The sequence below is a fragment of the Flavobacterium olei genome (genome assembly GCF_039749035.1).
Classification (GTDB): Bacteria; Bacteroidota; Bacteroidia; order Flavobacteriales; family Flavobacteriaceae; genus Flavobacterium; species Flavobacterium olei.
The window spans coordinates 294,863-321,003 of the sequence record NZ_JBDKWC010000003.1 but is presented as its reverse complement, the minus strand read 5'-3'; the positions used below and the strand labels follow the sequence as shown (position 1 = coordinate 321,003).

The following is a 26,141-nucleotide window of genomic DNA, read 5'->3' as shown; positions in this document are numbered from 1 at the left end:
TTGTATTTCCAATGCAAAATTGGAAATGAATAATTTAAAAATATAAATTATGATAAAAAATTTCAAATGGCTGCTATTGGTTTCGTTAACCTTTATGGCTTGTAACAGCGATGATGATGTGGTTACTGTCATTAATTCATCTGATGGTAAACCGCTGACTTCCGGGAGTGCGGATTTTTCAAAATATGTTGCGTTAGGAAACTCTTTAACATCCGGATTTAGCGATGGTGCGCTTTTTATAAAAGGACAACAGGGCGCTTATACTAACATTATGGCAGATCAATTTAAACTTGTTGGCGGGGGAGAATTTAAGATTCCGCTTATGAATGATAATATTGGTGGATTGCTTTTTGGAGGTCAGGTAAATCCTTCCTTCGGGCCAAGATTAACTTTTAATGGCTCTGCGCCTGTTCCTGTTAGCGGGGCATCAACAACAGAAGTGATGAATGCGGCTGTAGCTGCTGCCGGACCTTACAATAATACAGGAGTTCCCGGGGCTAAGAGTTTTCACCTGCTTTCTCCTACTTATGGAGCGGCTGCCGGTTTAGCAAACGGAACGGCAAATCCTTATTATGTGCGTTTTGCTCCAAACGGAAGTACTTCAGTATTGGCATATGCCATGAGTCAGACTCCAACATTTTTCTCTCTTTGGATTGGTAATAATGATGTTTTAGGATATGCAACAAGTGGCGGAGATGGATCGAACCCAATTACGCCAGCTTCTGGCGCCGCGGGTGTTGGTTTTGATGGGACATACGCAGCACTTATTACAACTTTGACTTCTGCTGGAGCAAAAGGAGTGGTGGCCAATATTCCTTATGTAACCTCAATTCCGTTTTTCAAGACTGTTCCTTATAATCCGTTAACGGCTTCTGCAATCGGAAAAGGAAATGCCACTCAGGGCGCAACACTTATTTCTGCATTGAATGCCCAGTTATACGGACCTTTAAAACAGGCGTTAACTGCTTTTAATGCCGGAGACAGAATAAATTTATTGTCTGCGACGGCTTCAAATCCATTATTGATAAAAGATGAATCGCTTACCGATTTAACGTTGCAGCTAACAGCGGCATTTACGCCATCTCTTGGTGCTCAGACGGCTGGTTTTTACGGCAAAGTATTCGGGCAGGCACGTCAGGCAAAAGCATCAGATTTAATTCTTTTGACTACACAAACTGCTATTGGGACGGCTCCTACCGCTGCAAATTCAGGTTTGGGAGTGGCACCTCCGGCTCCGTTAAATAATTTCGGAATCACATATCCGCTACAGGATAAACATGTTTTGATTCCGACAGAAATTGCAGAATTAGAAGTAGCTACAAACGCGTTCAATGCCACTATCAAATCTCTTGCAGATTCTAAAGGACTGGCTTTTGTTGATGCCAACGCAATCATGAAAAAAATAGACGAAGGAGGAATTTCTGCCGACAATTATACAATGAAATCTACATTTGTGACCGGTGGAACATTTTCGCTTGACGGAATTCATCCTTCTCCAAGAGGATACGCATTTATAGCAAATAAATTTATTGAAGCTATTAATGCTAAATATGGTTCAAATTTAAAAGGTGTTAATGTTGGAAATTATCCAATTTTATACCCTGCATCGTTATAATGAACTGTTTTTTTTAACTGGGAAGGCCACACATTTCTAAAATGTAGTGGCTTTTTTCTTTTAACCAAAAAAATGCTGTTTTTGCTATTTTTTAAACAAGTTTTATGAATCAAACAAAATCATGCTATTTTTTATGAAAAAAAAATTGATTTTATATTTTAAAAATTTATCTTTGCGCTCTGAAAAAAGAGGTATTTTCGATAAACCTAAATAGCTATTTAATAAATACATAAGTAATGTCAAAAGTAATAGGAAAAGTTGCTCAAATCATTGGACCAGTAGTAGACGTAGTTTTCAACGGTAAGGATGTTGAACTTCCAAAAATTTATGATTCACTAGAAGTCACTAAAAAAGATGGAACTATTTTAGTTCTAGAAGTACAATCTCATATTGGAGAAAACACTGTTCGTACCATTTCTATGGATTCAACAGATGGTTTAAGCAGAGGATATGAAGTAGTTGGAACTGGAAACCCAATCCAAATGCCGATCGGTCCAGACGTATATGGAAGATTATTTAATGTTGTTGGAGATGCAATTGACGGTTTAGGTGATTTACCTAAAACTGGAGAAAACGGTCTGCCAATTCACAGACAGGCTCCTAAATTTGAAGATTTATCAACTTCATCTGAAGTTTTATTCACAGGTATTAAAGTAATCGATTTGATCGAGCCTTACGCAAAAGGTGGTAAAATTGGATTGTTTGGTGGTGCAGGTGTTGGTAAAACAGTATTGATTCAGGAGTTGATCAACAATATCGCAAAAGGTCACGGTGGACTTTCTGTATTCGCAGGAGTAGGAGAAAGAACACGTGAAGGGAATGACTTGCTTCGTGAGATGTTAGAGTCAGGAATTATTAAATACGGTGATGATTTCATGCACTCTATGGAAAATGGAGGATGGGATTTATCTAAAGTAGATATGCCAGGAATGAGAGAGTCTAAAGCTACTTTCGTTTTCGGACAAATGAATGAGCCACCTGGAGCTCGTGCACGTGTAGCACTTTCAGGATTATCTATCGCTGAGTATTTCCGTGATGGAGCCGGAACAGATCAGGGTAAAGACGTATTGTTTTTCGTTGATAACATCTTCCGTTTTACACAAGCAGGTTCTGAAGTATCGGCACTTTTAGGTCGTATGCCTTCTGCAGTAGGTTACCAACCAACTTTGGCAACAGAGATGGGAGCGATGCAAGAGCGTATTACGTCTACAAACAAAGGATCTATTACATCTGTACAGGCGGTTTACGTTCCTGCGGATGACTTAACTGACCCGGCGCCGGCTACAACTTTCGCGCACTTAGATGCAACAACTGTATTGTCTCGTAAAATTGCTGAGCTAGGTATTTATCCAGCGGTTGACCCGTTAGATTCTACTTCAAGAATTTTAACTCCCCATATCTTAGGAGATGAGCACTACAACTGTGCACAAAGAGTAAAAGAAATTCTTCAAAAATACAAACAATTACAAGATATCATCGCGATCTTAGGTATGGAAGAGCTATCTGAAGAAGATAAACTTTCTGTATCAAGAGCACGTCGTGTACAACGTTTCTTGTCTCAGCCATTCCACGTAGCAGAGCAATTTACTGGTATTCCGGGTGTATTGGTTGATATTAAAGATACTATCAAAGGATTCAACATGATTATCGATGGTGAGTTAGATCACCTTCCGGAAGCTGCTTTCAACCTGAAAGGTTCTATCCAGGATGCAATCGAGGCCGGAGAAAAAATGTTAGCTGAAGCATAAAAAATAAAGTTAAAAGTTAGAAGTTAGAGGTTAAATGTTCGTATTTTACTTCTAACTTTTAACATATAACTTCTAACTTAAAAAATATGATTTTAGAAATAGTATCACCAGAAGCTAAATTATTTTCGGGAGAAGTTACTTCGGTTACTTTGCCTGGAGTTGATGGAAGCTTTCAGATTTTGAATCATCACGCGCCTATTGTTTCTATTCTTGAAAAAGGTACAATTAAAATTGCAGCTCCAAGCTTCAGTTTTTCTAAAGAAGCAACAGATAAATTCACAAGAATAAATGACCAGACTTATACTTTGGAAATTAACTCAGGAACTATCGAGATGAAAAACAATAAGATTATTGTTTTAGTTGACTAAAACAATTTTGAATAAACTAAAAAGCCAGACAATTTTGTCTGGCTTTTTTTTTGAAAGCAATATAAGGTTTCCTTATTATTTTACGTATTCCATAATATCGCTTGGCTGACAATCTAATATTTCGCAGATTTTCTCTAATGTCGATATACGGATGGCCTTTGCCTTGCCTGTTTTTAAGATAGATAAATTGGCTGTTGTGATACCTATTTTTTCTGCCAGTTCGTTAGAACGCATTTTACGTTTGGCAAGCATTACGTCTAAATTAATTATAATTGGCATTTTTTAAATTGTTAATTCGTTATCTTCTTCAAGTAATCTACCTCTCTTTATTAGTTTTGTAAATAATATTAAAATACCTCCTAAAAAAATAACATAAACTTTTACATCTATAGTTGGATTAAATAATACTGTAATATTTTCGAAATAGCTATTTTGCAAAGATTGTAAAATTTGAGGAGCTACCTTGATTGCACCAAATAAATTTAAATCTATAAAAGCATATATAAAGGGAATAAGCTGGGAAAAAAGAAGAACGTATCCTAATTTGGAAATGTAAGCTGAAAGCCTTTGTGAAAAATAGATTTTACGCGCAATTTCTCTTAAGATTAAGGTTATAAAATACATTTGCAATATAAAGATTAAGTATTTAAGCTCTACTCTTAACCCTAAAAAAAAATTAGTTAACGCATCATTTGTTCTTATTTTTAAATATTGAGAATCTCCTATATTACAATATTTAATAAATTTAAATTTACTTGGTTTACGATTTATATAATTTCCATTTGAATCAGATATAAAGGTTTTTGGTTCCATGCTCATATAACTTACATCATATGTATTTATCGCTTTAATTTTTTTGTTTTCTCGTAGGAAGTCAGTAGTTATGTGTGGGTAAACATCTTCTGCAGTAACTCCAAAATATTCTTGATTTTTGGATACAGAATCTGGAATTTGTAATGTAAGCTGGACTGGAACGAGATATCCTTCAGAATTTTTACTTCCGATTTTTAAAGTAGTTTCACCGTCGATATTCATAATGTATTGTCCATCTGTTCCAAAAATTTTAGCTGATATTCCAAATACTAAATAAAGCGTGCAAATTATGGTGTATCCTGCCATACAATAATAGATGAAGGAAGCAAAAATTTTAGTTAATTTCATAAAATTATTTTAAATTCAATACAAATATATAAAAATTATTGATAAACGATAATTAATTATTGAAAAGCGGTTTGTTTAGAAATTAAAACAACAGTAACAATAAAAATTAATTATAAGATTTATTTAATCGTAATCTAACTTTGTTTTTATGGAATTACCGCAAAATCTCAATAGCAGAATAGAACAACTTCAGGAACGTAACCTCTTAAGAAAGCTTCCGGTTTTTAATAATCCGGTAGATTTTTCTTCTCATGATTATATTGGTTTTTCTAAGTCTGAATCTATTTTTCGCGATGCGCATGCTTACCTGCTCGAAAACGAAATATTTCAAAATGGATTCACTGGTTCAAGATTGATTTCCGGAAATCATTCTCTTTATACAATTACAGAAAATTTCATTGCTGAATTTCATGACGCTGAAGCCGCTTTAATTTTCAATTCGGGCTGCCATGCCAATTTGGGTTTTTTTAGCGCTGTGCCGCAAAAAAAAGATGTTGTTTTGTATGATGAATTCTGCCACGCTTCGATAAAAGATGGTCTTGCATCTAATGCAAAATCATATCATTATAGGCATAGTGATATAGAAGATTTGGAACAGCATATCCTTAAATTTCCGCATACGAATATTTATATTGTGACAGAAAGTGTTTTTTCTGTAGATGGAGATAGTCCGAATCTGGAGGAATTAGTTCTGCTTTCAGAAAAATACAATTGTTATTTAATTGTTGAAGAATCTCATGCATTAGGTGTCTTTGGAGAGAAGGGTGAAGGCCTTTCTCAATTCCTGAAATTTCATGACAGAATCTTCGCCAGAATAATCAGTTTCGGAAAAGGACTTGGATGTCAGGGTGGGGCTGTTTTAGGATCTGCAGCGCTGAAAGAATATCTGGTAAATTTTGCAAAAACTCTTATATACACCACCGCACTGTCTCCTCATTCCGTTGCTACTATTTTTACAGCCTATCAGCATTTGGAAACAGAGAAAGAGACTATCGGAAAACTTCGCGAAAATATCTTATTTTTTAATCAGCAGAAAAATTTGCTGGGATTAAAACCGATGTTTGTTTACAGTAAATCTGCAATACATACCGCTATAGTTCCAGGAAATAAAAATGTAAAAGAACTGGAAGTTCAGCTGCAGGAAAAAGGATTTGATGTACAGTCTGTTCTCCCGCCAATGGTTCCGGAAGGACAAGAACGCCTTAGATTTTGTATACACAGTTATAATTCTCATGAAGAGATTGATCAGGTATTAGAGTTGGTTAGGGATTTTCTTTTTTGAAGTTATAAAATAAATGTACTTTTTTTGTAACGTTTTGCTTATTCGATTACTTACAAGATGTAATCCAATAAACCAATATTTATGAAACCAAATTCAATTTCAATAAAAAAGAAAATCTTCAACCTATTTGCTTTAACTGCATTTGTATGTTTTTATACAAACTCTGTTTTAGCTCAGACTTCAAATTCAAAACCAGAAAACTCACTTCTTTGGGAGATTTCCGGCAAAGGAATCCAAAAACCCTCTTATTTGTACGGTACAATTCATATGATTTGTGCTAAAGATTATTTTTTATCTGAAAAGACCAAAACTGCTTTTGATAAATCGGATAAATTATTTCTTGAGATCAATTTTACTGATCCGAACGAAATGAGTCAGATGCAGCAATTGGCAATGGGAAAAGAACCGTTGAGCAAAAAATTAAATCCGGAGCAATTGGCCAGATTAGATTTAATCCTGAGAAAAAATACGGGAATGACTGTGCAGCAAGTGGATAGTTTTAGCTTAATCACAGTTTTGAGTTTGATTTCGATGAAAAGTTTTGGCTGTACCGACCTTAAATTTTATGAAATGGAATTTTCTGAGATGGCCAAAAAGAGAAATATAATAATAACCGGATTTGAAACAGTTAAATCGCAATTTGATATTCTGGAAAATGCTTATTCAAATGATGAGATGCTGAAACTTTTAGAAGAATCAACACCTGAAGAAACAACTGAACTTTTGAAACAATATAAGAATGAAAATATTTCAGCTTTGTTTGCTGCCACAACAGACGAAAGATTTACAAGCGAAAAAACTAAAAAGCAAATTCTGGACAATAGAAACATAGACTGGGTAAAACAAATGCCGGAACTGATGAAGCAGAATCCTGTTTTCTTTGCCGTTGGCGCGGGACATTTGGGAGGCGAATTTGGTGTGATTAACTTACTGAGAAAAGAAGGATATACTGTAAAACCTGTAATGAACTAAATCTGTTGAAGGATAAAGAACAAGAATTTTTGAATCGGATAGAAAATCATAAGGGAATTTTATATAAAGTTTCTAAAATGTATATGGATAATGCTGATGATCAGCAGGATCTGTTTCAGGAGATTATCTGCCAGCTTTGGAAATCGTATGAATCTTTTCGGAATGAAAGTCAGTTTTCTACCTGGATGTACAGAGTTGCCGTAAATACAGCTATAGTTTTCCTTAAAAAAGAAAAAAGAAAGGTAGATAAATACAAGATTCCTTCTGAAAATGTAAAAGAAGAAGAGAATGATTCTCAAATAAAAGAAAGTCAAATGGATCATTTTTATAAAGCGGTGCAGAAGCTGGAAAAAATAGATAAAGCCATAATCTTTTATCAACTTGAGGGTTTCTCTCATAAAGAAATTGGCGAAAATCTCGGAATTTCTGAAGGAAATGCGAGAGTGAAATTAAACAGAGCCAAAGAAAAATTAAAAGAAATTATAAAAAATCAGGGATATGGATTTTAACGATATACAAAATGCGTGGGATAATGAAAAATCTGAAAATGTAATGCTGCCCAAAAATTTAGACAAGATTCAATCTGCTAATACACCATTAGATAAAATCAGGAAAAATCTAAAAAAGGAATTTACCTATCAAATTGTATCCATTCTTTTTGTTGGAATAGTACCTGTAATATGTGACTTTCCAACCAAAATGACAACGGTATTTTATTTGCTTTACAGTTTGTATGTGGCAGTTTGTATATATTATTTAGTCAAATTGTACCTTTTTTACAAGCGGTTGAATGCAATTACGCTTACAACGAAAGACAGTCTTTATGAAACTTATTTTGATATTAGGCTAAATATGGAGCTTTACAAAACTTTTGGTTTTGCTTTAACGCCATTTTTAATTCTTTATCTGGTCGGCCTTTTTTATTTCGAATTTTCTAAAATTCCGGGATTTGAAACGCATCAATTTACTAATTATCATTTGATCGGGTTTCTTTCAATAGTGTTTTTTTCCATGCTTTTTATGGGAATTAGCCTGGAATGGTGGGTACATCATTTTTATGGAAAATTTGCTAAGGAAATTAAGAAAGTAATAGACGAATTAAAAGAAGATTAAAAACAATAAAACCCATCACATCTGATGGGTTTTATTGTTTCTGAGTTGTTTGAGTTTTAATGAAATATAACTTTTTTAGTGGAAGTATAGCCGTTTTGCAAAATTGTTTTGACTAATAATACCTGATTTCCAGTGTGCAAATTTGAAATTTGTAATTGAGCATTATTGATTTTCTTTTTATTGAAAATTTCTTGACCCAAAACATTAAAAATCAGTACTTCATCAATCGATTCTTTTGAAGAAGAAATACTAATTATTTTATTTTTTACGGAAACTACAATTCCGTCAGAAAGATTTTCGAAGTCTTCATTGCCTAATGTTTTATTTGTGTATTTAAGGACAAAACGATTTGTAAATGTTCCGGCATCAGTTGTAAAAGTGTAGTTCTCTTTTCTTAAATCAGTTATTTTGCCGGTTGTTTTATCTTCTAAATACACTTCCTGAGTAGTAAAGAATCCGTCGGCGTGGTCAATTGAAATTGTAAAATCGCCCGCTATTGTGGATTTATATCCCATTGGAACCAAATCTGTGTTGTCAAAAGGAAGGGCACGCGCCTGAATGGCTAATTTTTTAGATTCGTTGATGCTGTAAAAATCGACGTAGGTATTGGCAGACATCGTGACAGCATCAAAATCAAAATCCAGGCTGTTGGTTGCTCCACCTAAATAACCCACCAATGTTTGTTTGAAAGCACCTTCATTGTTGGCAAGATTAAGCCAGATACGGTTCTTTTCTATACTGCTTGTTTTGGCTGTTTTATAGAATTGGGTGTTGTCGGCTGCGCCTTTTCGGAGACCATTGTTAAAATTAATTACCGATGCGGTTGGTTTGGCAAAAAATGCCTGTCCGGCAGCTATTTTTCCATTAAAGGCGCCGGTGGTAACCGGGCTTTGATCAATTCTGATGGAACCAGTTCCGGTAAAAACAATATAATCAGAACTTGCATAACGATAGGTGTTGGTTCCCGGAATAATGGTCGGCGGCGAAGCATGTGTCCAGAAATATAATGCCCCTAATTTGCTATTATTGGTAACAAGAATTAACTCCTCGGCATCTACGGCCGAAGGGTAGGGATTCCCCATAAGGTTCCATTTGTCTGCTTCCACTGTTACTGCAATATTTCCGTTGTTAGGTACTCCGGTAAATACCCCCGTAAATAATGATGGAGTGGTTATACTAAATGTCTGCGGACCACGTATGCTGTAACCTTTACCCACCTGCATTGGTACAGAGGCTCCGCTAGGGTCAACCAGCCATCTTGTATTTACTGCATCCCAATAAAAATATTTGTCATAAAGAGTATTTGGTGACAAAGAACTCATTGTAAAGCCAGCCTTTGTAACAGGCATAGACCAGTATGTCAGATCAAATCGGGATATGTTAGTTTCTCTTTCGTAAACAATTTCTCCGGTATTGGAAACATTGGCAGTTTGTACCAGACTCGAATTATTTTTGAATATTAACTGACCATTTGTTACCACTTCGTTAGTAACAGTTAAGGTCACTCCACCAGGAATTACAACTGTTGCGCCCGGATTTACCGTCAAAGCACATATTGCAGTATCTGTAGTAAATGGCTGATTTGGAGTAGCAGAAGTAATTATAGCTCGTCGGGTTAAAGTTGGCGGGCCTGAAGACCATGAAATTCCATTCCACGTTGTGGAAGAATCTTCTCCAATGGTACTGCTTGTCGTTGTTGGCGAATTACAGCCTCCTAAACTTACTCTGAAAGCATACGAACCCACAGTTAAATCCGGAACGGTAAATGTAGAACCAGTACCGTTATAAATGCGATTAGTTGTACCAGTCTGCGTAATCTGCCAAGTTCCTGTTGCCGGAAGATTGCCAAGATCAATACTTCCTAAGCTTGCGCAGGTAACATTATGAGTGGCGATAATAGTCGGCGGAGCAAGTAAAATGGTTATGGTTGCATTATTGTTGTTGTAATCATCTCCGGAAATATCTGTAACAGTGTTCAAAGAAGGATCAGTCCCGGTTACAGTGGCAGAGTTTACGATTCTTCCCGCAGCTACATCTGCAGCGGTAACCGTATAAGTTGCAGTAATTGTTGCAACCTGGTCTACGGCCAGTGAAGGAATCAAATTACCTGAAAATACCATGCCTGGCTTTGGATCTGAAACGCTGATATTCGTGATGGGAACCTGTCCTGTATTTTTTATATCAAAATTGTAAGTGATTTGATCGCCTGCTTTTCCACAGGAAGACAATGTCGCTTTTTTGATCATACTTAGATCGGCTATCTTTAAGGATCTTGTGTTAAAAGCAATAAACGCACAATCTGAAGTTCCCGAAAAAACAACCACAAAACGATCTACCTGAGCTGCATTTGCAGATGTAATTCCGAAATCATTAGTTTCAATTCCCAAAAGTCTTATATCCCTGGTAGCTGCCGGTGTAAAAGCCATTACACCATCAGTTGCTCTGAATAAATCCAAACTATAAGTTCCGACCACTGATACAGAATTAAAGTTCACGGATATTTCATTTCCCACAGTATTACCGGATGCATCAACAAATTTAAATATGTCTGAGGACGAGGCGCCACCAGGTTCTGCCACCTGAGTCACAATTAAGTCCGGAATATTGTCGTTTATTCCATTCAGATTCAAATTATTTGTTCCGATTTTAAATTCTGCGGTGCCATTCGGAATATTTGCAATTCCGGTTCCCAGACTTAAACCGTTACTTCCATCTGTTAATCTCGATGCCCTTTCACTTGAGGTAGAAGCTGTTCCTGCCAACGGAGGTGTCAAAACAGTAGAAGTTAAAGACCCGTCTATCATGGCGCCTTGTAAAAAATAAGTTCCGCTGTTAGATCCTAAATTCTGAATTTTTAAAGCTCTGAAATTTTGCGCACTGTAAGAAACAGCATTTGTTGTTAGTCTTGCATCGTTTACACCAGTGGAAAAAGTCGTGCCCCTCCATTCAAATGCTAATAAATTATTGACATTATCAGGGCGGTTTCCAACTCCTGTTGCAGAATTGGATGTCCAGTAATTAGTACCAGTTCTGTTCCAGTCTGTATGTATTCTGGTAATGGTATTGCTTTGGCCTGTAATTTTTAACGATATTAAAAAAAGGAAGATGATGACAGTTCTTAAAAATAAAAAACTATAATTCGATGGCTTTTGTTTTCTCATAAAGTTAGGCGGTTAGGATTGCTTTGTAATAGGGTTTTTAGGGTATGCTTTTAAATGTTTATCGTTTTGTTTTAACATGCAAAAATCCGACATTGATTAAGTGTCGGATTCTGCGTAAGCTTTATAACTAATTAAAAATTATTTTCTTTGTGACTTCGCGATCATTATCTAGAATTACTTTTACTAATAAAACCTGATTGCCGGAAGGTAAATTTGATATCGTCAGTTCATTGGAGTCAACCTTATTTTTGTTGTAAATCAATTGACCTCCGATATTATATATATTGAATTCCTTAATGTTTTCGGTTCCTGTATTTACTTTTATTACTTTGGATTTAACAGAAACTAAAACATTATTGGTTGTATTTTCAAAATCATCTGTTCCTAATGTTTTATTTGTGTATCGGAGCACAAAACGAGTTGTTGATGTTCCGATGGCAGTTTTAAAAGTGTAATTTTCTTTGCGCAAATCAGTTATAATACCCGTAAATTTATCTTCTAAATATACTTCCTGAGTGTCGAAGATTCCGTCGGCATGATCAATCGCAATGGTAAACTCTCCTTCAATTGTACTTTTATACCCTAACTGAACAATATCCGTATCATCAAAAGGAAGTGCACGACCCTGAACGGTTAATTTTTTAGATTCATTAAAACTGTAAAAATCAATATAAGTGTTAGCAGACATTGAGATTCCATCATAATTTTGATCTATTCCGTTTGTTGCTCCTTCAATGTAACCAACTAAAAGTTGTTTAAAAGCGCCTTCGGTATTTGTTAAGTTCAACCAGATATGATTTGCCTCAAGATTGGTTGTTTTTGCAGTTTTGTAAAATTGATTATTATCTGCTGCTCCTTTACGAATGTCATTTGTAAAATTAATTACCGCTGTTTTTGGTTTAACAAAAAAGCCTTGTCCGGCAGCAATTTTACCATCAAAACCTTTAGCAATAGGTGAATTATCTATTCTTGTTGATCCGGTTAAAGTATAAACAACATAATCTGAGCTGCTGTAACGATAGGTGTTAGTTCCTGCGATAATTGTCGGAGGCGAACTGTGCGTCCAAAAATATAATGCACCTATATCAGGATTACGACTAACATCCAATAGTTGTTGTGCATCTATTGCTGATGGATATGGATTTCCTATTAAATTATATTTATCTTTTTCTACAGCTAAAGCTATTGTTCCATTATTTGGAGTTCCGTTAAATTTGGCCGTAAAATCGCTTGCCGTTGTTATGTCAAAACTCTGTGGACCCCTGATGCTGTATCCTTTTCCAACCTGCATTACTAATGAAGTTCCGCTAGGGTCTACCAGCCATCTTGTGCCTGCAGCATCCCAATGAAAATATTTATCATATAACGTTTCAGGAGATAAATCATGCATAGTGTACGTGCTATTCGTTACCGGAGTTGACCAGTAAGTAAGATCAAAACGACTTATATGAGTAGTTCTTTGTAATTCGAAAGCAGTTGTGTTTCCTGTAAACATAGTTTTACTGGTTGTAGTCTGAAGTAAAGCTCCACCACTTTGAATTAGTAATTTTCCGCCAGTACCAACATTTATATCTTCATCAACAGTCAAGGTTACATTTGTTGGTACTGTTAAAGTATAATTCGGATTGATTGTACAAGAACAAACTGTAAGGTCAGACGTTAAAGCTGTATTTGCATTAATCACAACAGAACTTCCGTTCTCAAGTGTACCTGTTCCATTATAAACCAGATCTTTTTTTATAAAATTAATTCCCAGATTGGCATCACCACCATCTTCTCTCAAGCGAATTTCTATTCTTGAATTACTATTTAATTTGTATAAGGCTCCATTATTAATTAATGCAGGATTATTGTCCCATCCGGATCTTGAAAAAACTAAAGTTCCATCAATATAAATTTCTATTGCATCATCATAATTGGCACGTTGTATCTGGTATTGTCCACACGGAAAACCTTTACGTTTAAAAACAGTTGTAAAATTATTGTCGGGAATCAAAGCGCCCTGCCAGTTACTTGCAACAGAAGGCGACTTAGCTCTTGGCCAATATGTTGTAGATTCGATGTTTAAATTTGGATCCACGTAATATCCGGCATATCGTGTATTGGTTAAGGTTAAATCATTATTTACATAACCGTAAACATTCCAAACTTTATCTCCAAAAACAGTAGGATCTCCTTTTGGTAAACGAGATGTAAATGCAACTCTTGCTTCGCCTCCGTCTTCATAATATTCGAGTACAAATTCATGATCTCCAACAGATAAATTTTGTGTAAAATAATCTGCTGTGTAACCGTGTTGATTCCATCTCGTAAAAACTTGCACGCCATCAACAAAAAGTCTGATTCCGTCATCGCTTCCAAGATCAAAACTGTACAAACCAGCTTCTGTAATTGTGGTACGCATTTTATATCTAACAAAAAAACGATCAGAAGGTGCGGTGTCACAGGCAAAATTTGTTGTCGTACCTGTAATAGCTCCTGTTCCTACATTTCTGTCAAATTCCTTATTTTCAGTTACTGTTCCAATATAAGTGGCAATAGTGCTTGAAGGCAATGCAGGATAAGCCACATTTGGAGGAAGTGTGGCATTGCTTGCCATTCTGTAAACATAACCTGTCCATGTATTATTTCCAAAAGAGGTCTGGTCTCCCGTTGGCACACATTTTAACACTTCATCAGCACCCATATATGGTTTAACTCTCGTGTCACCATCAAAATCTGTGGTAATTCCTGTAATTGCAACAGCAGTTAAGTTATTATTTGCAGTTGCATCCTGTAAATGATAGTCTGTAGCCGATGTAAAAGTTGGCAGAATATTTCTGGAATTCGAGTCAGAAGCAGCAGAATTCCAGGAAGCAGGTACAGTACCGGATGTAGTTCCCGCATATAATGTTGATCCTATTCTGTTTAAAAAATTATTAGCACTATTTGTTACATAATAATCATTGTTGCTAATTTGTCCAAAAGTCCCACCATTATTAAACACAGCATATTGCTCGTTTGATTGTGTATTAATGAAAATATTATTTTTGACATTAATCCCTGAACCCCCTGCTATATATAGACACGAAGCTCTCGATGTTCCATTTGGTGCCCCACTTGCTATAAGTGTGTTGTAATAAATATTTGTAACACTTCCTGAAGAAACAAAAATACTGCTTGCTTTATTATAGAAATTATAATCATTGGAATCTGCAGTGGTGTTATAAACATTGCTGATAATATTGTTCGAAATATTTGTTGTTGCAGTTGTTTTTACAAAAATACCTGCCGAAGCTGTCCCATTGTTATGTTGAGTATTTACGATATCATTAATAATATTGGAAGAAATAGTTCCGTTACTTGTTCCCAGAAGCACAATTGCTGCACAGTCATTGCCTTGATTCTCAGTATTTCTAATTCCAGATAATGTGTTCCCGGAAATTTCATAGTTTAAAGCATTTGACACATAAATTCCTCTCACCGGTTTTTCAGCAGTAACTGTAGTACCAATTTTATTCCCTTGAATTTTCCATCCTGTTGGAGAAATAGACGTTGTAGCACTACCATTAATATTTACCCCATCTTTAACATTAAACATCTCATTATTTATAATCGAAATATTAGAATTAGCGGCTGTGTTTTCCTGAACACTTATCGAATTGTTGCCTCCAATTCCATTGTTTCCGGAATAAATTCCAGTTAATAGAGTCAATTGCTGATTACGGGTTGAAAATCTGAAGTTTGCATTTTTAACTGTAATGTTTGATGAGCCTGTTGATCCATTACTCGCGATCCATATTATTGCTCTGGCGGTGTAATTTATATTGTCATTGTTTATTAAAGTTAAATTTTTTGTGTTTAAAGCTGAATTACTTCCATCGATTATGATGTTACTGGAACCGTTAATTCTAATAACCGCCGGTACACCATTTGATGCGTCCGGCATATTTGCATTAATAGTAATAGTTCTTCCTGTATTAGGCTTGATCGTTACAGTTGAAGACGTAGTATTTGAAAATGAATTAATTGAAAGTAGCGAGGTTAGAGTTTGATTTTCATCCAGCAAAAATCTTACAGGTGCATTCACACCTACAGCATTTAATCGGTTTACCGCCGCTGCAAGAGTTTTGAAGTTCGAATCTGTATTGGTATTGCTAATAACATAATCACCACTCAATGGAGTTTGTGCAAATCCTAAAAAAGGCAACAATAAAAATAAAAGTAAAGTTTTTTTCATGTTAAATGTTTTCTATCAGTTTGTTATGCTGGCATAGGACTTTTTTTATGCGTGGCAAAGATAGATACATCTACGAGCTGTAAATAAGGACGGTTTTGATAACCTATATATAATCGATGAATTGTTAAAATAGTCGATAAACTACATTAAAAAAAATCGCATTCGGCGGGAATTCTTATAAAATGTTAAAATTTATTATAAGAATAATCTCAAGAAATCGTGTTTTTTGAGATGGTATTTTTAAAATTTAGCGGCAAAAACGTCTAATTTGATATAAAATCAAAAAAATAGGAATGTTTTATAACCAATAGTTATTTTAAAAAGTGTAAGTAATTTATATTAATTATAGGAGTTAGAATAATTTACAAGTTTAAAAAAAAATTGATTAATCTGGTGAATTGAAATGTTAGTCCTGTTCTAGTTCTTTAGCCTTTTCATAAACTATATTGCTTTCATATCCTCTTCGAAGCATATAATCGCAAAATTTTTTACGTTTTTTTAAAGTATTATTTTCCGACAAACCTTTCCAGCATCTTTCAGCCAAATTTTCAAAAGTTTCAAAATACTCTTCTGAAGATATTTCTTTCAGAGCTAAATTGATATTGGTTGACGAAATATTGCGAGCTTTAAGTTCGTTAGTAATCCTGATTTTTCCCCAACTTTTCATGCGGTGTTTGCCTCGCGCAAAGCTGCAGGCAAAACGTGTTTCGTTAAGATAGTTTCCTTCAATTAGCTGAACTACAATGTTGTCGATCTCATCTGAAGTCATTTTTAGACTATATAATTTAGAAACAACCTCATCATGGCAGCGTTCCTGATAAGCGCAAAAGTGCTCCAGTTTTTGTAAAGCTTCTTTGATAGTAAAAATATCCTTCGTCGGTTTTTTCATTCTTTTTAACAGTAAAGTATAATAATCATCATTTGGTTATATTTTATTTCAAAAAATTGTTAATATTTAACAAAAAGAAATAAATTATAACCTTGCGTATTAGGCTAATTTAGATATTTTTGCATCAGAATTTAACAGTTTTTTTCAAATCATTATAAGTCAGGAATTTAACATTTAGATTCAAGTTGTAATACAAGTCGCATTCTTTTACAGAAGTTATGTCTTTTTGCTTTAACAACCAAAAAACAAATTTAAAACAAATACCTCCTTTATATGATTAGAAAATTACTTTACTCTTTTTTATTGTTTATTTTTTTGCAAATAGCTAGTTATGGACAGGCAGTTAATACATATTGTTTTGTTTCATCGAGCGAGACTTATAATAACTTAACAGGAACAACTAATTTTCCAGGAATAAACTCCACGGATGATGATAGTATTTCAAATTCTGTTAGTTTAGGATTTTCATTTATTTTCGGTGGTGTTTCTTATAATCAAATAATGATTTCAACAAATGGGTGGATCAATTTTGGTTCGACCACAGGTGGTGTTTCTGCACAAATTAATTATGAGAATTCATTAACCAATGCAGGGACAATTAAACCAGCTTTAATGCCCCTATGGGATGACTTAAAGAACACTACGACTCCGACTTATGTAGTTTCCGGAACGGCTCCAAACAGAATTTTTAAAATAGAATGGAAAGATCAGAAATGGGATTACGCAGCAACTAATAATGTTATTTCGTTTCAGGTTTGGTTATACGAGACTTCAAATATAATCCAATATAAATATAAAAATGGCGCTGTTAATGTTAATAGTGGTTCGGCAACTATTGGTATATATGATACTAATAATACGTACCAAACATTAAATGCATTGGGAGTTTCGCAAACAAATACATTTAATGCAAATATTTCTGTCAGGCCAGTTAATAATACAGTATATACTTTTGCTCCTCCTGTTAGCACATCAAATGCGGGTGTTGATCTGTATGGTAATGCTGCATTTACACTGGCGGCAAATACACCTACTGTGGGTGCCGGAACATGGACAATCGCAAGTGGTCCAAATACTTCACTAAGTCAGTTTAATAATGTTTCAAGTCCCACAGCTACATTTACTCCTTTAGCAGCAGGAACTTATACATTAAACTGGACAATCAGTAATGGTTTTTGTACATCTACAGATCAGGTAATTGTTTCAAATTGTTCCAGCAATCTCATAATTAATGGAGATTTTAGCAATGGACAAGCTAATTGGGTAAAAGCTACTACGAAAGGAAATTATGTTGAAGTTTTAACTGAAGGTGTATATTTTGGTAATGGAAATACTGATAATACAGCGGAATTGGATTTAGAGGCATCATTGAGGCAAGATGTGACTGTAATTCCCGGTGTTTCATATACTTTAAGTTTTGTATATGCGCGCAGGCCCGGATCTCCTGCTTCAGTTGCAGTTGATGTTAAGTTAACAGGAGGTTCATCTGCAACCGTGAATTATACGACAAGTAATACTACGAACACTCCTTTTCTTGGAAGTTTGACTTTTACGCCAACCAGTGCTTCTTTAGGGATTGAATTTTACAACTCTCAGGGAACTACAACACTCGGTTCTATTGTAGATAACATAGTTTTGATTCCAACTTCTCAGATAAATCCAATAGCGACAACATCACCAAAAGGAAACTATAAAACCTTAAATGCCTGTTCAAATGTACCGATTCAATTGGATGTCGATAATGTTTCTGCATCCGGAGTAACCTATGCGTGGACAAGTACGTCTCCGGGAACAGTATTTTCGTCAACAACGATTAAAAATCCTACAGTGACCTATACTGGAACAGGACTTAAGGATGCAACAGTTGTTGTAACCACTGCTGGGGGATGCTCTGCAACTCCTTCTACTACATATGTTAATTTGATTGCTCCTCCAACAATTTATTCAGTGACCGGAGGTGGATCATATTGTTCGGGAGGTAGTGGCCTTCCTGTTGGTTTGTCTAATTCAACTATAGGAATTAATTACCAATTGCAACTCAACGGAGTTAATAATGGAGCTACAGTTGCGGGAACAGGATCGGCAATTAGTTTTGGCACTAAAACCGTTGCGGGTACTTACACTGTAATTGCTACAAATGCCAATTGTTCTATAAGCATGAGTGGAAACGCAGTAATTGCTATCACTCCAAATAATACAATTACCCGCACTTCTGCAGTAAATTCAGATTCACAGACAAGATGTATCAATACAGCAATTACTAATATTACCTATTCTACCGTGGGAGCAACCGGAGCAACTTTTTCAGGTTTGCCATCAGGCGTTACCGGAAACTGGGCATCAAATGCAGTTACTATTAGCGGAACTCCAAATTCAATTGGTGGAAGTCCGTTTAATTATATTGTTACTTTAACTGGTGGTTGCGGAACTGTGACAGCTACAGGTTCAATAACAGTAAATCCTGTTCATACTATTACAGCGGCATCAAATCAAAACGCTTGTCAAAATAGTGCTATTACTGCCATTACTATGACTTTGGGAGGAGGGGCAACTGGAGCAACCGTAACCGGATTACCATCTGGAGTAAATTATGCAGTTTCTGGAAATACTTTAACAATAAGTGGAACTCCAACAGTGCTGGGGACATTCAATTATTCTGTAACAACAACAGGAAATTCATGTGCTGTGGCAACGACAGGTGGTACTATCACCGTCGGGATCGGAAACAATATAATTAGTTTTGCTAATGGGACTTCAGGTTCAGTTTGTGCAAATACTGGAGAAGATGGAACAGCAACATTTACTGCTCCGGCCGGAACATATTTTAACTCAGTGAGTTTTGCTAGTTATGGTTCACCAACAGGTACTTGTGCAGGTTTTCAAATAGATTATGCTTGTCATTCGCCATCAAGCCAGTCTTTTACTGAAGGACAGCTTTTAGGAAATACAGGAACAATCTCATTTTTGGCAAGTAATGGAAATTTTGGCGATCCTTGTGTAAATACACTTAAAAGATATTATGCAACAGCTGCGTATTCTCAGCCTATATGTTCAGGAACAATTCCAGGACAAATCACAGGAGCAACACCTACCGGATCTGGTAATTATATTTATTCCTGGCAGATGAGCACCACAAGTGCAACAACCGGATTTGGTCCTGCACCAGGTACAAATAATACTCAAAATTATACCCCTACAGTTGCAGTTAATGTAAATACATGGTTTAGAAGAGTTGTTACGTCCAATGGTGTATGTCCGAATACCTCAGCTGCTGTCTTAATAAAAGTAAATCCAAGACCAACAGCAGTTGTAAGTGGTACAACAACTATTTGCAGTGGAACAAGCACTCAGGTTTCAGTTACTTTTACAGGTACTGCACCCTGGAGTTTTTCATATACTTATGGGGCAATAACAGGTACTTTTTCTACAAGTACAAATCCATATACTGTTAGTGTTAATCCAACAAGCACAACAACATATTCGATAACAGCTTTAAGTGATGCCAATAGTTGTGCAGCATTGGCAAGTGGTATAACAGGAAATGCGGTAATTACTGTAAATCCACTTCCGTCAACTCCAACATTAACAAAAAACAGCGATATTAATTGTGGAACTTCCGGACAGGTAACTTTAACTAATTTGCCATCAGGAACTTATAAAATACATCAAACAGGTCAGGCCATACAAGACATTACAGATAATACAGCTTCCAGAACTATAACAGGATTAGCGGCAGGAAATTATAGTTTTACAGTAGAGAATTCTAATGGTTGTATCTCGGGATCTGTTCCGGTAACCATAATTGATAATACTTCTACAACTACCTGGAATGGTTCAGGATGGTCTAATGGTCTGCCAAATGCCAATAAAACAGTGATTATTTCGTCAGCTGCGACTCAGCCATTTACAGGTACGCCGATAAATATTGCGGCTTGTACACTGATAATTACTTCGGCGACAGATGTTATTATACCTTCGGGATTTACTTTTACAGTGACAAACTCTGTTACTAGTAATGGTAAGTTAATTTTTAAGAATAATTCGAGCTTAATACAAACCACAAATGCGATTAATACAGGAGAAATTGTTTACGAAAGAGAAACCAATATATCCCGATTTGATCTGACATATTGGTCAATGCCAGTTACAAAGGCTGGTTTTACTATGAGTTCATTGTCACCGAATACTCTTTATGACAAATATTTTCATTGGGATGCTATAGGCACAAGATGGTTGGTTGACCCTAGCGGAGTCTCACTACCTATGGAGCTAGGTAAAGGTTACAGCATACGTGGTCCGCAGTCATTTGATATTACGATACCATCATTATTTACAGGGATATTTACCGGAGTGCCCAACAACGGAAACATTGCAGTACCGGTAGAAGCAGATAAATGGAATCTTATAGGGAATCCGTACCCTTCAGCTGTAGATGCAGAGGAATTAATTTTGATTACCAATAAAGATGTATTAGGGGCGTTATATTTCTGGACACATGCTTCACCTCCGGTTACCTTGCCGGGAACGAATACCTATCGTTATGTAAGTTCCGATTATATTGTGTTTAGCGGATTAGGTTCAACCAGACTGGGAACGGGGTCCGCCTCTACAGGCACTGACGCGTTTAATGGAAAAATAGCTGCAGGACAGGCATTCTTTGCTAAGCCAACCGCATCGGTAATTAATTTTAACAACGGTCTTCGCCGAGGAGCTTCAGACAATACTCAATTCTATAAAACAGCTAAAACCAGCGGTATAGAAAAGAATCGTATCTGGTTGAACTTATCTAATGCAGAAGGCGCCTTTAAACAAACCTTACTGGGTTACGCTCAGGGGGCAACAAATAATATTGATTTAAGTTTTGATGCTGTCACGATGTCGGCCAACACCTATATTGATTTTTACAGTATCAGCGAATCTAAAAAATTAGCCATTCAGGCACGTGCGCTTCCTTTTAACAATACTGACTTGGTTGCGTTAGGGTACAAATCGACAATAGCAGGAGAATTTACAATTGCAATTGACCACACAGACGGCTTTTTTGATGCTCAGGAGGTATACTTAGAAGATAAATTCACTGGCATTATTACCGATTTACGCAAAGAAAATTACACTTTTACAACTGCTGTTGGAACATCAACTACTCGTTTTGTTCTTCGTTATACGAATAAAACTTTAGATATTGATAATCCGGAAGCACTTGAAAATAGTATCTTAGTATCTTTCAAAGATCAGACTGTAAAAATTACTTCGTCTAAAGAAATCATTAAAGAAGTAAATATCTACAATGTCGGAGGCCAATTATTATATGCTAAAAATAACGTAAATGCATCAGAATTACAGATTACAGATTTACACTCTGGTGATCAGGTGATATTGGTGAAAGTTACCTTAGAAAACGGCTATTCATTTACTAAAAAAGTAATTTTTTCCAACTTAAAATAATAGTTTAAATATATTTTTTTAAAGTCCATTCCCTAAAAGAATGGACTTTTTTAGGTCTAAATATCCCTAAATCTAGGTATTGTCCCGTTTACTCATACTCATTAATTTAGTTTATTTCTTACAGATTTTTAACTTAATTACATTGTTTTGATTAAAAAGTTACTATACATATTAATATTACTTCTGGCTTATGCCAATACTACTTTTGCACAACAAGGAAAAGTAGATCAAACTTTTAACGCCCAGGACGATGGACAAAGTGGTGACGGATTTAATGGTGCTGTCAGAACTCTGGCTTTGCAGGAAGACGGTAATTTGATTGTAGGCGGTGAATATCTCAGTCTTAATGGAGTTCCGGCATCTTATCTTACCCGTTTAAATCCGGACGGATCTATAGATGAAAGTTTTAATACAGGCTCTGGTTTTAATGGAAAAATCTATGCTTCCTGTTTGCAGCCGGATGGTAAAATTATCTTGGGAGGAAGTTTTACAACCTTTAACGGAGTTAGTGCCGGAAGACTCATTCGTTTAAATCAGGATGGATCTTATGACGCTGCTTTTAATACCACAATTGGTGCTACGACAGGAATTGTATATGATATTACCATGCAGTCTGACGGAAAAATTATTATAGTTGGAAGTTTTACTAAATATACTAATAATACAGTAAATCGCGTGGCTAGATTATTTCCGGACGGAACACTCGATTTATCATTTGTGACTGGTTCTGGCTCGGCAGTAAATATCACGCACGCAAAGATAACATCAGATAATAAAATAATCCTAACCGGCAATTTTATCTCCTTTAACGGAATCCTGGCAAACAGAATTATTCGTTTGAACAACAACGGAAGTGTAGATTCGAGTTTTAATATTGGCAGCGGATTCAATGATGATGTTAATGCCATTGCTATACAGGCAGATGGGAAAATTGTTTTAGGAGGTAACTTTACAAGTTATAATGAGATTTCTGCCAATCGTATTATTCGTTTAAATGCTGACGGAACTCGGGATCAAAATTTTTTAACCGGCGCCGGTTTTAGTAAAGAAGGAGTTCAGGCTATTAAAATTAATGCTTACGGGGATTTAATGATAGGCGGGTCCTTTACGGGCTTATATAATAATGCCGAAGTAAACAGATTGGTCTTTTTAAATGAAGACGGAACTATAAAATCAAATTTTGACATCGGTTCTGGACCTGCATCAGCTTCGATCGTAAGTCTGGCATTCGATCAGGAAGGGTCGTGGTTTGTTGGCGGTACATTCTCTGCTTTTAATGGTCAAAATCAAGGCAGGTTGGCTAAAATTGACAGTCACGGGGAACATGATATTTCGTATCTCTCTTCAGGCGTAGGATTCGATAACTCTGTTTTGAGCCTTTTGCCGCTTCCAGATAAAAGAACAATTGCTGCAGGAAATTTTAAAAAATTTAATACAAAAACAAGTTCAAAAATAACCTGCCTTTTAGAAGATGGCTCTTTTGATCACTCTTTTAATATAGGTAATTCCGGAGCGAACAATTTGGTCAAAGCAACTGCTCTTCAAGCCGATGGAAAAATTATTTTAGGTGGAAACTTTACGAGATATAATGATATAAATGCTAATAGGATTTGCCGGATTTTTTCAAATGGAGAAACAGATAATTCCTTCGCAATAGGTGATGGATTTAACGCACAAGTTTATGCCGTAGCAATACAAAACGACCAGAAAATAATTTTGGCTGGTGCATTTACAAAATTTAATGGATCAACAAGTAATGCGGGCCGGATTATAAGACTCCTTCCGGACGGATCAAAAGATCCTGATTTCAATGTCGGTTCCGGTGCAGATGGTATCATTGAAGCAGTGGTTATACAACCTGATGGGAGAATTTTGGTAGGAGGACATTTTAAAAACTTTAATGAAATGCCTTTTGCAGGTTTAGTACGTTTAAATTCTGACGGAAGCATTGACCAAAGTTTTAATGTCGGAATTGGTTTTGATAAATACGTCTACGCAATTGCATTACAATCAGATCAAAAGATTATTGTTGGGGGCAATTTTCTTGTTTTTAATGGTGTTTCTCAGAAAAGAATTTTGCGTTTAAACACCAATGGAACTCTGGATGCCACATTTGAGTCTGGAACAGGATTCAGCAAATTGGATGTCCGTTCTATATTAGTTCAGCCGGATGACAGGATTCTGGTCGGAGGAGCTTTTTACGGCACTTATAAAAATATACAATGCTCACGACTTACCAGATTGCAAAAATCGGGAAATTACGATGATTCTTTTTCAGCACCATTGAATAATACACTATATGCAATGAAATTTACCGATGAATACCGATTACTGATTGGCGGTAATTTTAATTCTGTTAACGGAATCTCAAAGCACAGAATAGCCCGTTTAAAACTTTGTGTAAATAACACGACCTGGAACGGCACTTCCTGGTCAAATGGTTATCCTTCTGCTGGAAAAGATGTGTATTTTATAGAAGATTTTCCAAACTTAACCACTACAAACATCTGTGGCTGTAGTATTGATCTGGGGAAAACAGTTACTTTATTAGAAAAAAATACTTTAGGAATAGAGTTCTCCTATACTGGTCTGGGTACTTTGGTATTGAATGATAAGGCAAATTTGTATCAGTCAGATGATGACATGGTAAATACCGGAATCGTTCACATAAAAAGGAAAACAAACCCGGTTATACGTTATGACCTCACATATTGGTCTTCTCCTGTAGATAATCAAAAAATCAGTGATTTTTCACCGGAAACACTTGGAGATAAATATTTTTGGTTTGATCCTGTTTCGTATTGGAATATCAATTATAACGGAACAATGATTATGAATTCCGGCCAGGGATATAGTATAAGAGCGCCACAACATTTTTCAATCACAGAAAGAGCTGTATTTGAAGGTGTTTTTAAGGGAATTCCAAACAATGGCAAAATAGAAATAGATTTTAATGTTGCTAATGCTTATTATTTAATAGGAAACCCATATCCTTCTCCAATCAATGCAGATCTTTTCATAAGGAAAAATTCATCCCATTTACAGGGCGGACTTTATTTTTGGACACACAATACACCACCTGCAAACAATAAATATTCCGGAGACGATTATGCTGTTTATAATCTCTTAGGAGGAGTTGCGACTACCGCTGCTTTAAATCCAGGTGTAAGTAATAGTACACCAGATGGAATAATAGCTGCAGCACAGGGATTTTTTGTCAAAAGCACTAATTCCGGCCTTATAGAATTTAATAATAATATGCGGGTTTCTGCGGGTAATGCGACGTTCTATAAACCTGCAAAAAGTACAACAGAAATCCCAGACGCCAAACACCGTTTTTGGATTAATTTTTATAATGAAAATGGTTTCAAGCAAATCCTTTTGGGCTATACAGAAGAAGCTTCCAATGGTTTGGATCCGCTTTTTGATGCTGAAGCAATGAGTTCAAATCCTGAAATTGGTTTTTATAGTATTGTCGAAAACAAGAAATTAGTTATTCAGGGTCGGGCAATGCCATTTGATGAAAATGATTTAGTTGCTTTAGGATATAAAACTACTTCTGATGGTGTTTTCAATTTGCAGTTAGACCATCAGGATGCATTCTTTAAGAATATAGATATATTTTTAATGGATAAAAAGTTAGATAAAATTCATAATCTTTCTGAAAGCCCCTATCAATTCAATTCTGAAGCCGGAACTTTTAATAATCGGTTTTCAATTTTATACACTAATAAAACTTTGGAAAATAAAGAATTTCAGATGGATTCAAAGAGGCTTTTAATTTCAGTTGATCAGCATATTATTAACATCCAATCTTTAAAAGAAAATTTAAAAGAAGTTGCTGTATTCGATATTTCCGGAAATCAACTCTATAAAAAAGATAAGCTGGAATCCAAATCATTCTCCATTCAGGATCTGTTTTCATCCCATCAGGTACTTCTCGTCCAAGTTGTGCTGGACGATGGAAGTTCAACTTCGGTAAAGGTGATTTATTAAACAAAATTTCTCTTTAAAAAAAGCCCTTTGTAAAATTTTGCAAAGGTTATTTGTTTTTAAATTTCAAGTAATCAAGTGTTTAGGTAATGTAAAAATAATATTAACAGTTTTTTCTTATTTTTTAATAAAACTCACTTTTGGGTGTTAAATTTATCGGTTTAATACTACATAG

General features: G+C 35.6%; 14 protein-coding genes. 9 read left to right on the top strand and 5 right to left on the bottom strand.

The features are described 5' to 3' along the window. Nucleotides 1-49: 49 nt before the first annotated feature. The 3 genes from ABEB31_RS09075 to ABEB31_RS09065 all read left to right on the top strand — a co-directional run bounded on the left by ABEB31_RS09075 (nt 50) and on the right by ABEB31_RS09065 (nt 3,731). Nucleotides 50-1,615, top strand: a complete 1,566-nt coding sequence (locus ABEB31_RS09075) for an SGNH/GDSL hydrolase family protein (RefSeq protein ID WP_347051155.1) — start codon at nt 50-52, stop codon at nt 1,613-1,615. A 236-nt stretch (nt 1,616-1,851) separates the two neighbouring features. Beyond that, a complete protein-coding gene (gene atpD, locus ABEB31_RS09070; protein WP_347051153.1) occupies nt 1,852-3,363 on the top strand; it encodes a F0F1 ATP synthase subunit beta in 1,512 nt (503 codons plus the stop codon). A gap of 86 nt (nt 3,364-3,449) precedes the next feature. Further along, the gene (locus ABEB31_RS09065) at nt 3,450-3,731 is read left to right on the top strand and encodes a F0F1 ATP synthase subunit delta/epsilon (protein WP_347051152.1); all 282 of its coding nucleotides are present in this window, start codon (nt 3,450-3,452) and stop codon (nt 3,729-3,731) included. Between the two features lie 75 nt (nt 3,732-3,806). Here the strand turns inward: ABEB31_RS09065 and ABEB31_RS09060 are convergent, their stop codons facing one another. Further along, entirely contained in the window at nt 3,807-4,010 is a 204-nt protein-coding gene (locus ABEB31_RS09060; RefSeq protein WP_347051150.1) for a helix-turn-helix domain-containing protein, read from the bottom strand. Nucleotides 4,011-4,013: 3 nt separating this feature from the next. Then, nucleotides 4,014-4,892, bottom strand: a complete 879-nt coding sequence (locus ABEB31_RS09055; protein WP_347051149.1) for a hypothetical protein — start codon at nt 4,890-4,892, stop codon at nt 4,014-4,016. Between the two features lie 148 nt (nt 4,893-5,040). On the opposite strand from ABEB31_RS09055, the gene ABEB31_RS09050 reads away from it, so the two are divergent. The 4 genes from ABEB31_RS09050 (at nt 5,041) to ABEB31_RS09035 (ending at nt 8,259) form a co-directional block, all read left to right on the top strand. Next, nucleotides 5,041-6,174: an aminotransferase class I/II-fold pyridoxal phosphate-dependent enzyme gene (locus ABEB31_RS09050; RefSeq protein ID WP_347051147.1), complete on the top strand. Its 1,134-nt coding sequence runs from the start codon at nt 5,041-5,043 to the stop codon at nt 6,172-6,174. 81 nt (nt 6,175-6,255) lie between these two features. Continuing rightward, on the top strand, nt 6,256-7,146 hold the full coding sequence (locus tag ABEB31_RS09045; RefSeq protein WP_347051145.1) for a TraB/GumN family protein: 891 nt from the start codon (nt 6,256-6,258) through the stop codon (nt 7,144-7,146). Nucleotides 7,147-7,151: 5 nt separating this feature from the next. Then, nucleotides 7,152-7,655, top strand: a complete 504-nt coding sequence (locus tag ABEB31_RS09040) for an RNA polymerase sigma factor (protein ID WP_347051144.1) — start codon at nt 7,152-7,154, stop codon at nt 7,653-7,655. Further along, on the top strand, nt 7,645-8,259 hold the full coding sequence (locus ABEB31_RS09035) for a hypothetical protein (RefSeq protein ID WP_347051143.1): 615 nt from the start codon (nt 7,645-7,647) through the stop codon (nt 8,257-8,259). Before ABEB31_RS09040 ends, ABEB31_RS09035 begins: the two co-directional genes overlap by 11 nt. Nucleotides 8,260-8,315: 56 nt before the next feature. Here ABEB31_RS09035 and ABEB31_RS09030 read toward each other — a convergent pair whose 3' ends face one another. The 3 genes from ABEB31_RS09030 to ABEB31_RS09020 form a co-directional block, all read right to left on the bottom strand. Continuing rightward, nucleotides 8,316-11,420 (bottom strand): DUF7507 domain-containing protein, encoded by a 3,105-nt coding sequence (locus ABEB31_RS09030; protein WP_347051141.1) that lies wholly within the window; start codon nt 11,418-11,420, stop codon nt 8,316-8,318. 127 nt (nt 11,421-11,547) lie between these two features. Then, nucleotides 11,548-15,639 carry a T9SS sorting signal type C domain-containing protein gene (locus ABEB31_RS09025; RefSeq protein ID WP_347051139.1) on the bottom strand — a complete coding sequence of 1,364 codons (4,092 nt, stop codon included), beginning with the start codon at nt 15,637-15,639 and terminating at the stop codon, nt 11,548-11,550. A 406-nt stretch (nt 15,640-16,045) separates the two neighbouring features. Continuing rightward, nucleotides 16,046-16,528, bottom strand: a complete 483-nt coding sequence (locus tag ABEB31_RS09020) for a regulatory protein RecX (RefSeq protein ID WP_347051138.1) — start codon at nt 16,526-16,528, stop codon at nt 16,046-16,048. A 273-nt stretch (nt 16,529-16,801) separates the two neighbouring features. Between ABEB31_RS09020 and ABEB31_RS09015 the strand changes: the two genes are divergently transcribed. Together ABEB31_RS09015 and ABEB31_RS09010 are read left to right on the top strand one after the other, a co-directional pair. Continuing rightward, a complete protein-coding gene (locus ABEB31_RS09015; protein WP_347051136.1) occupies nt 16,802-21,973 on the top strand; it encodes a T9SS sorting signal type C domain-containing protein in 5,172 nt (1,723 codons plus the stop codon). Nucleotides 21,974-22,120: 147 nt separating this feature from the next. Continuing rightward, nucleotides 22,121-25,969 (top strand): T9SS sorting signal type C domain-containing protein, encoded by a 3,849-nt coding sequence (locus ABEB31_RS09010; protein ID WP_347051135.1) that lies wholly within the window; start codon nt 22,121-22,123, stop codon nt 25,967-25,969. Nucleotides 25,970-26,141 lie beyond the last annotated feature (172 nt).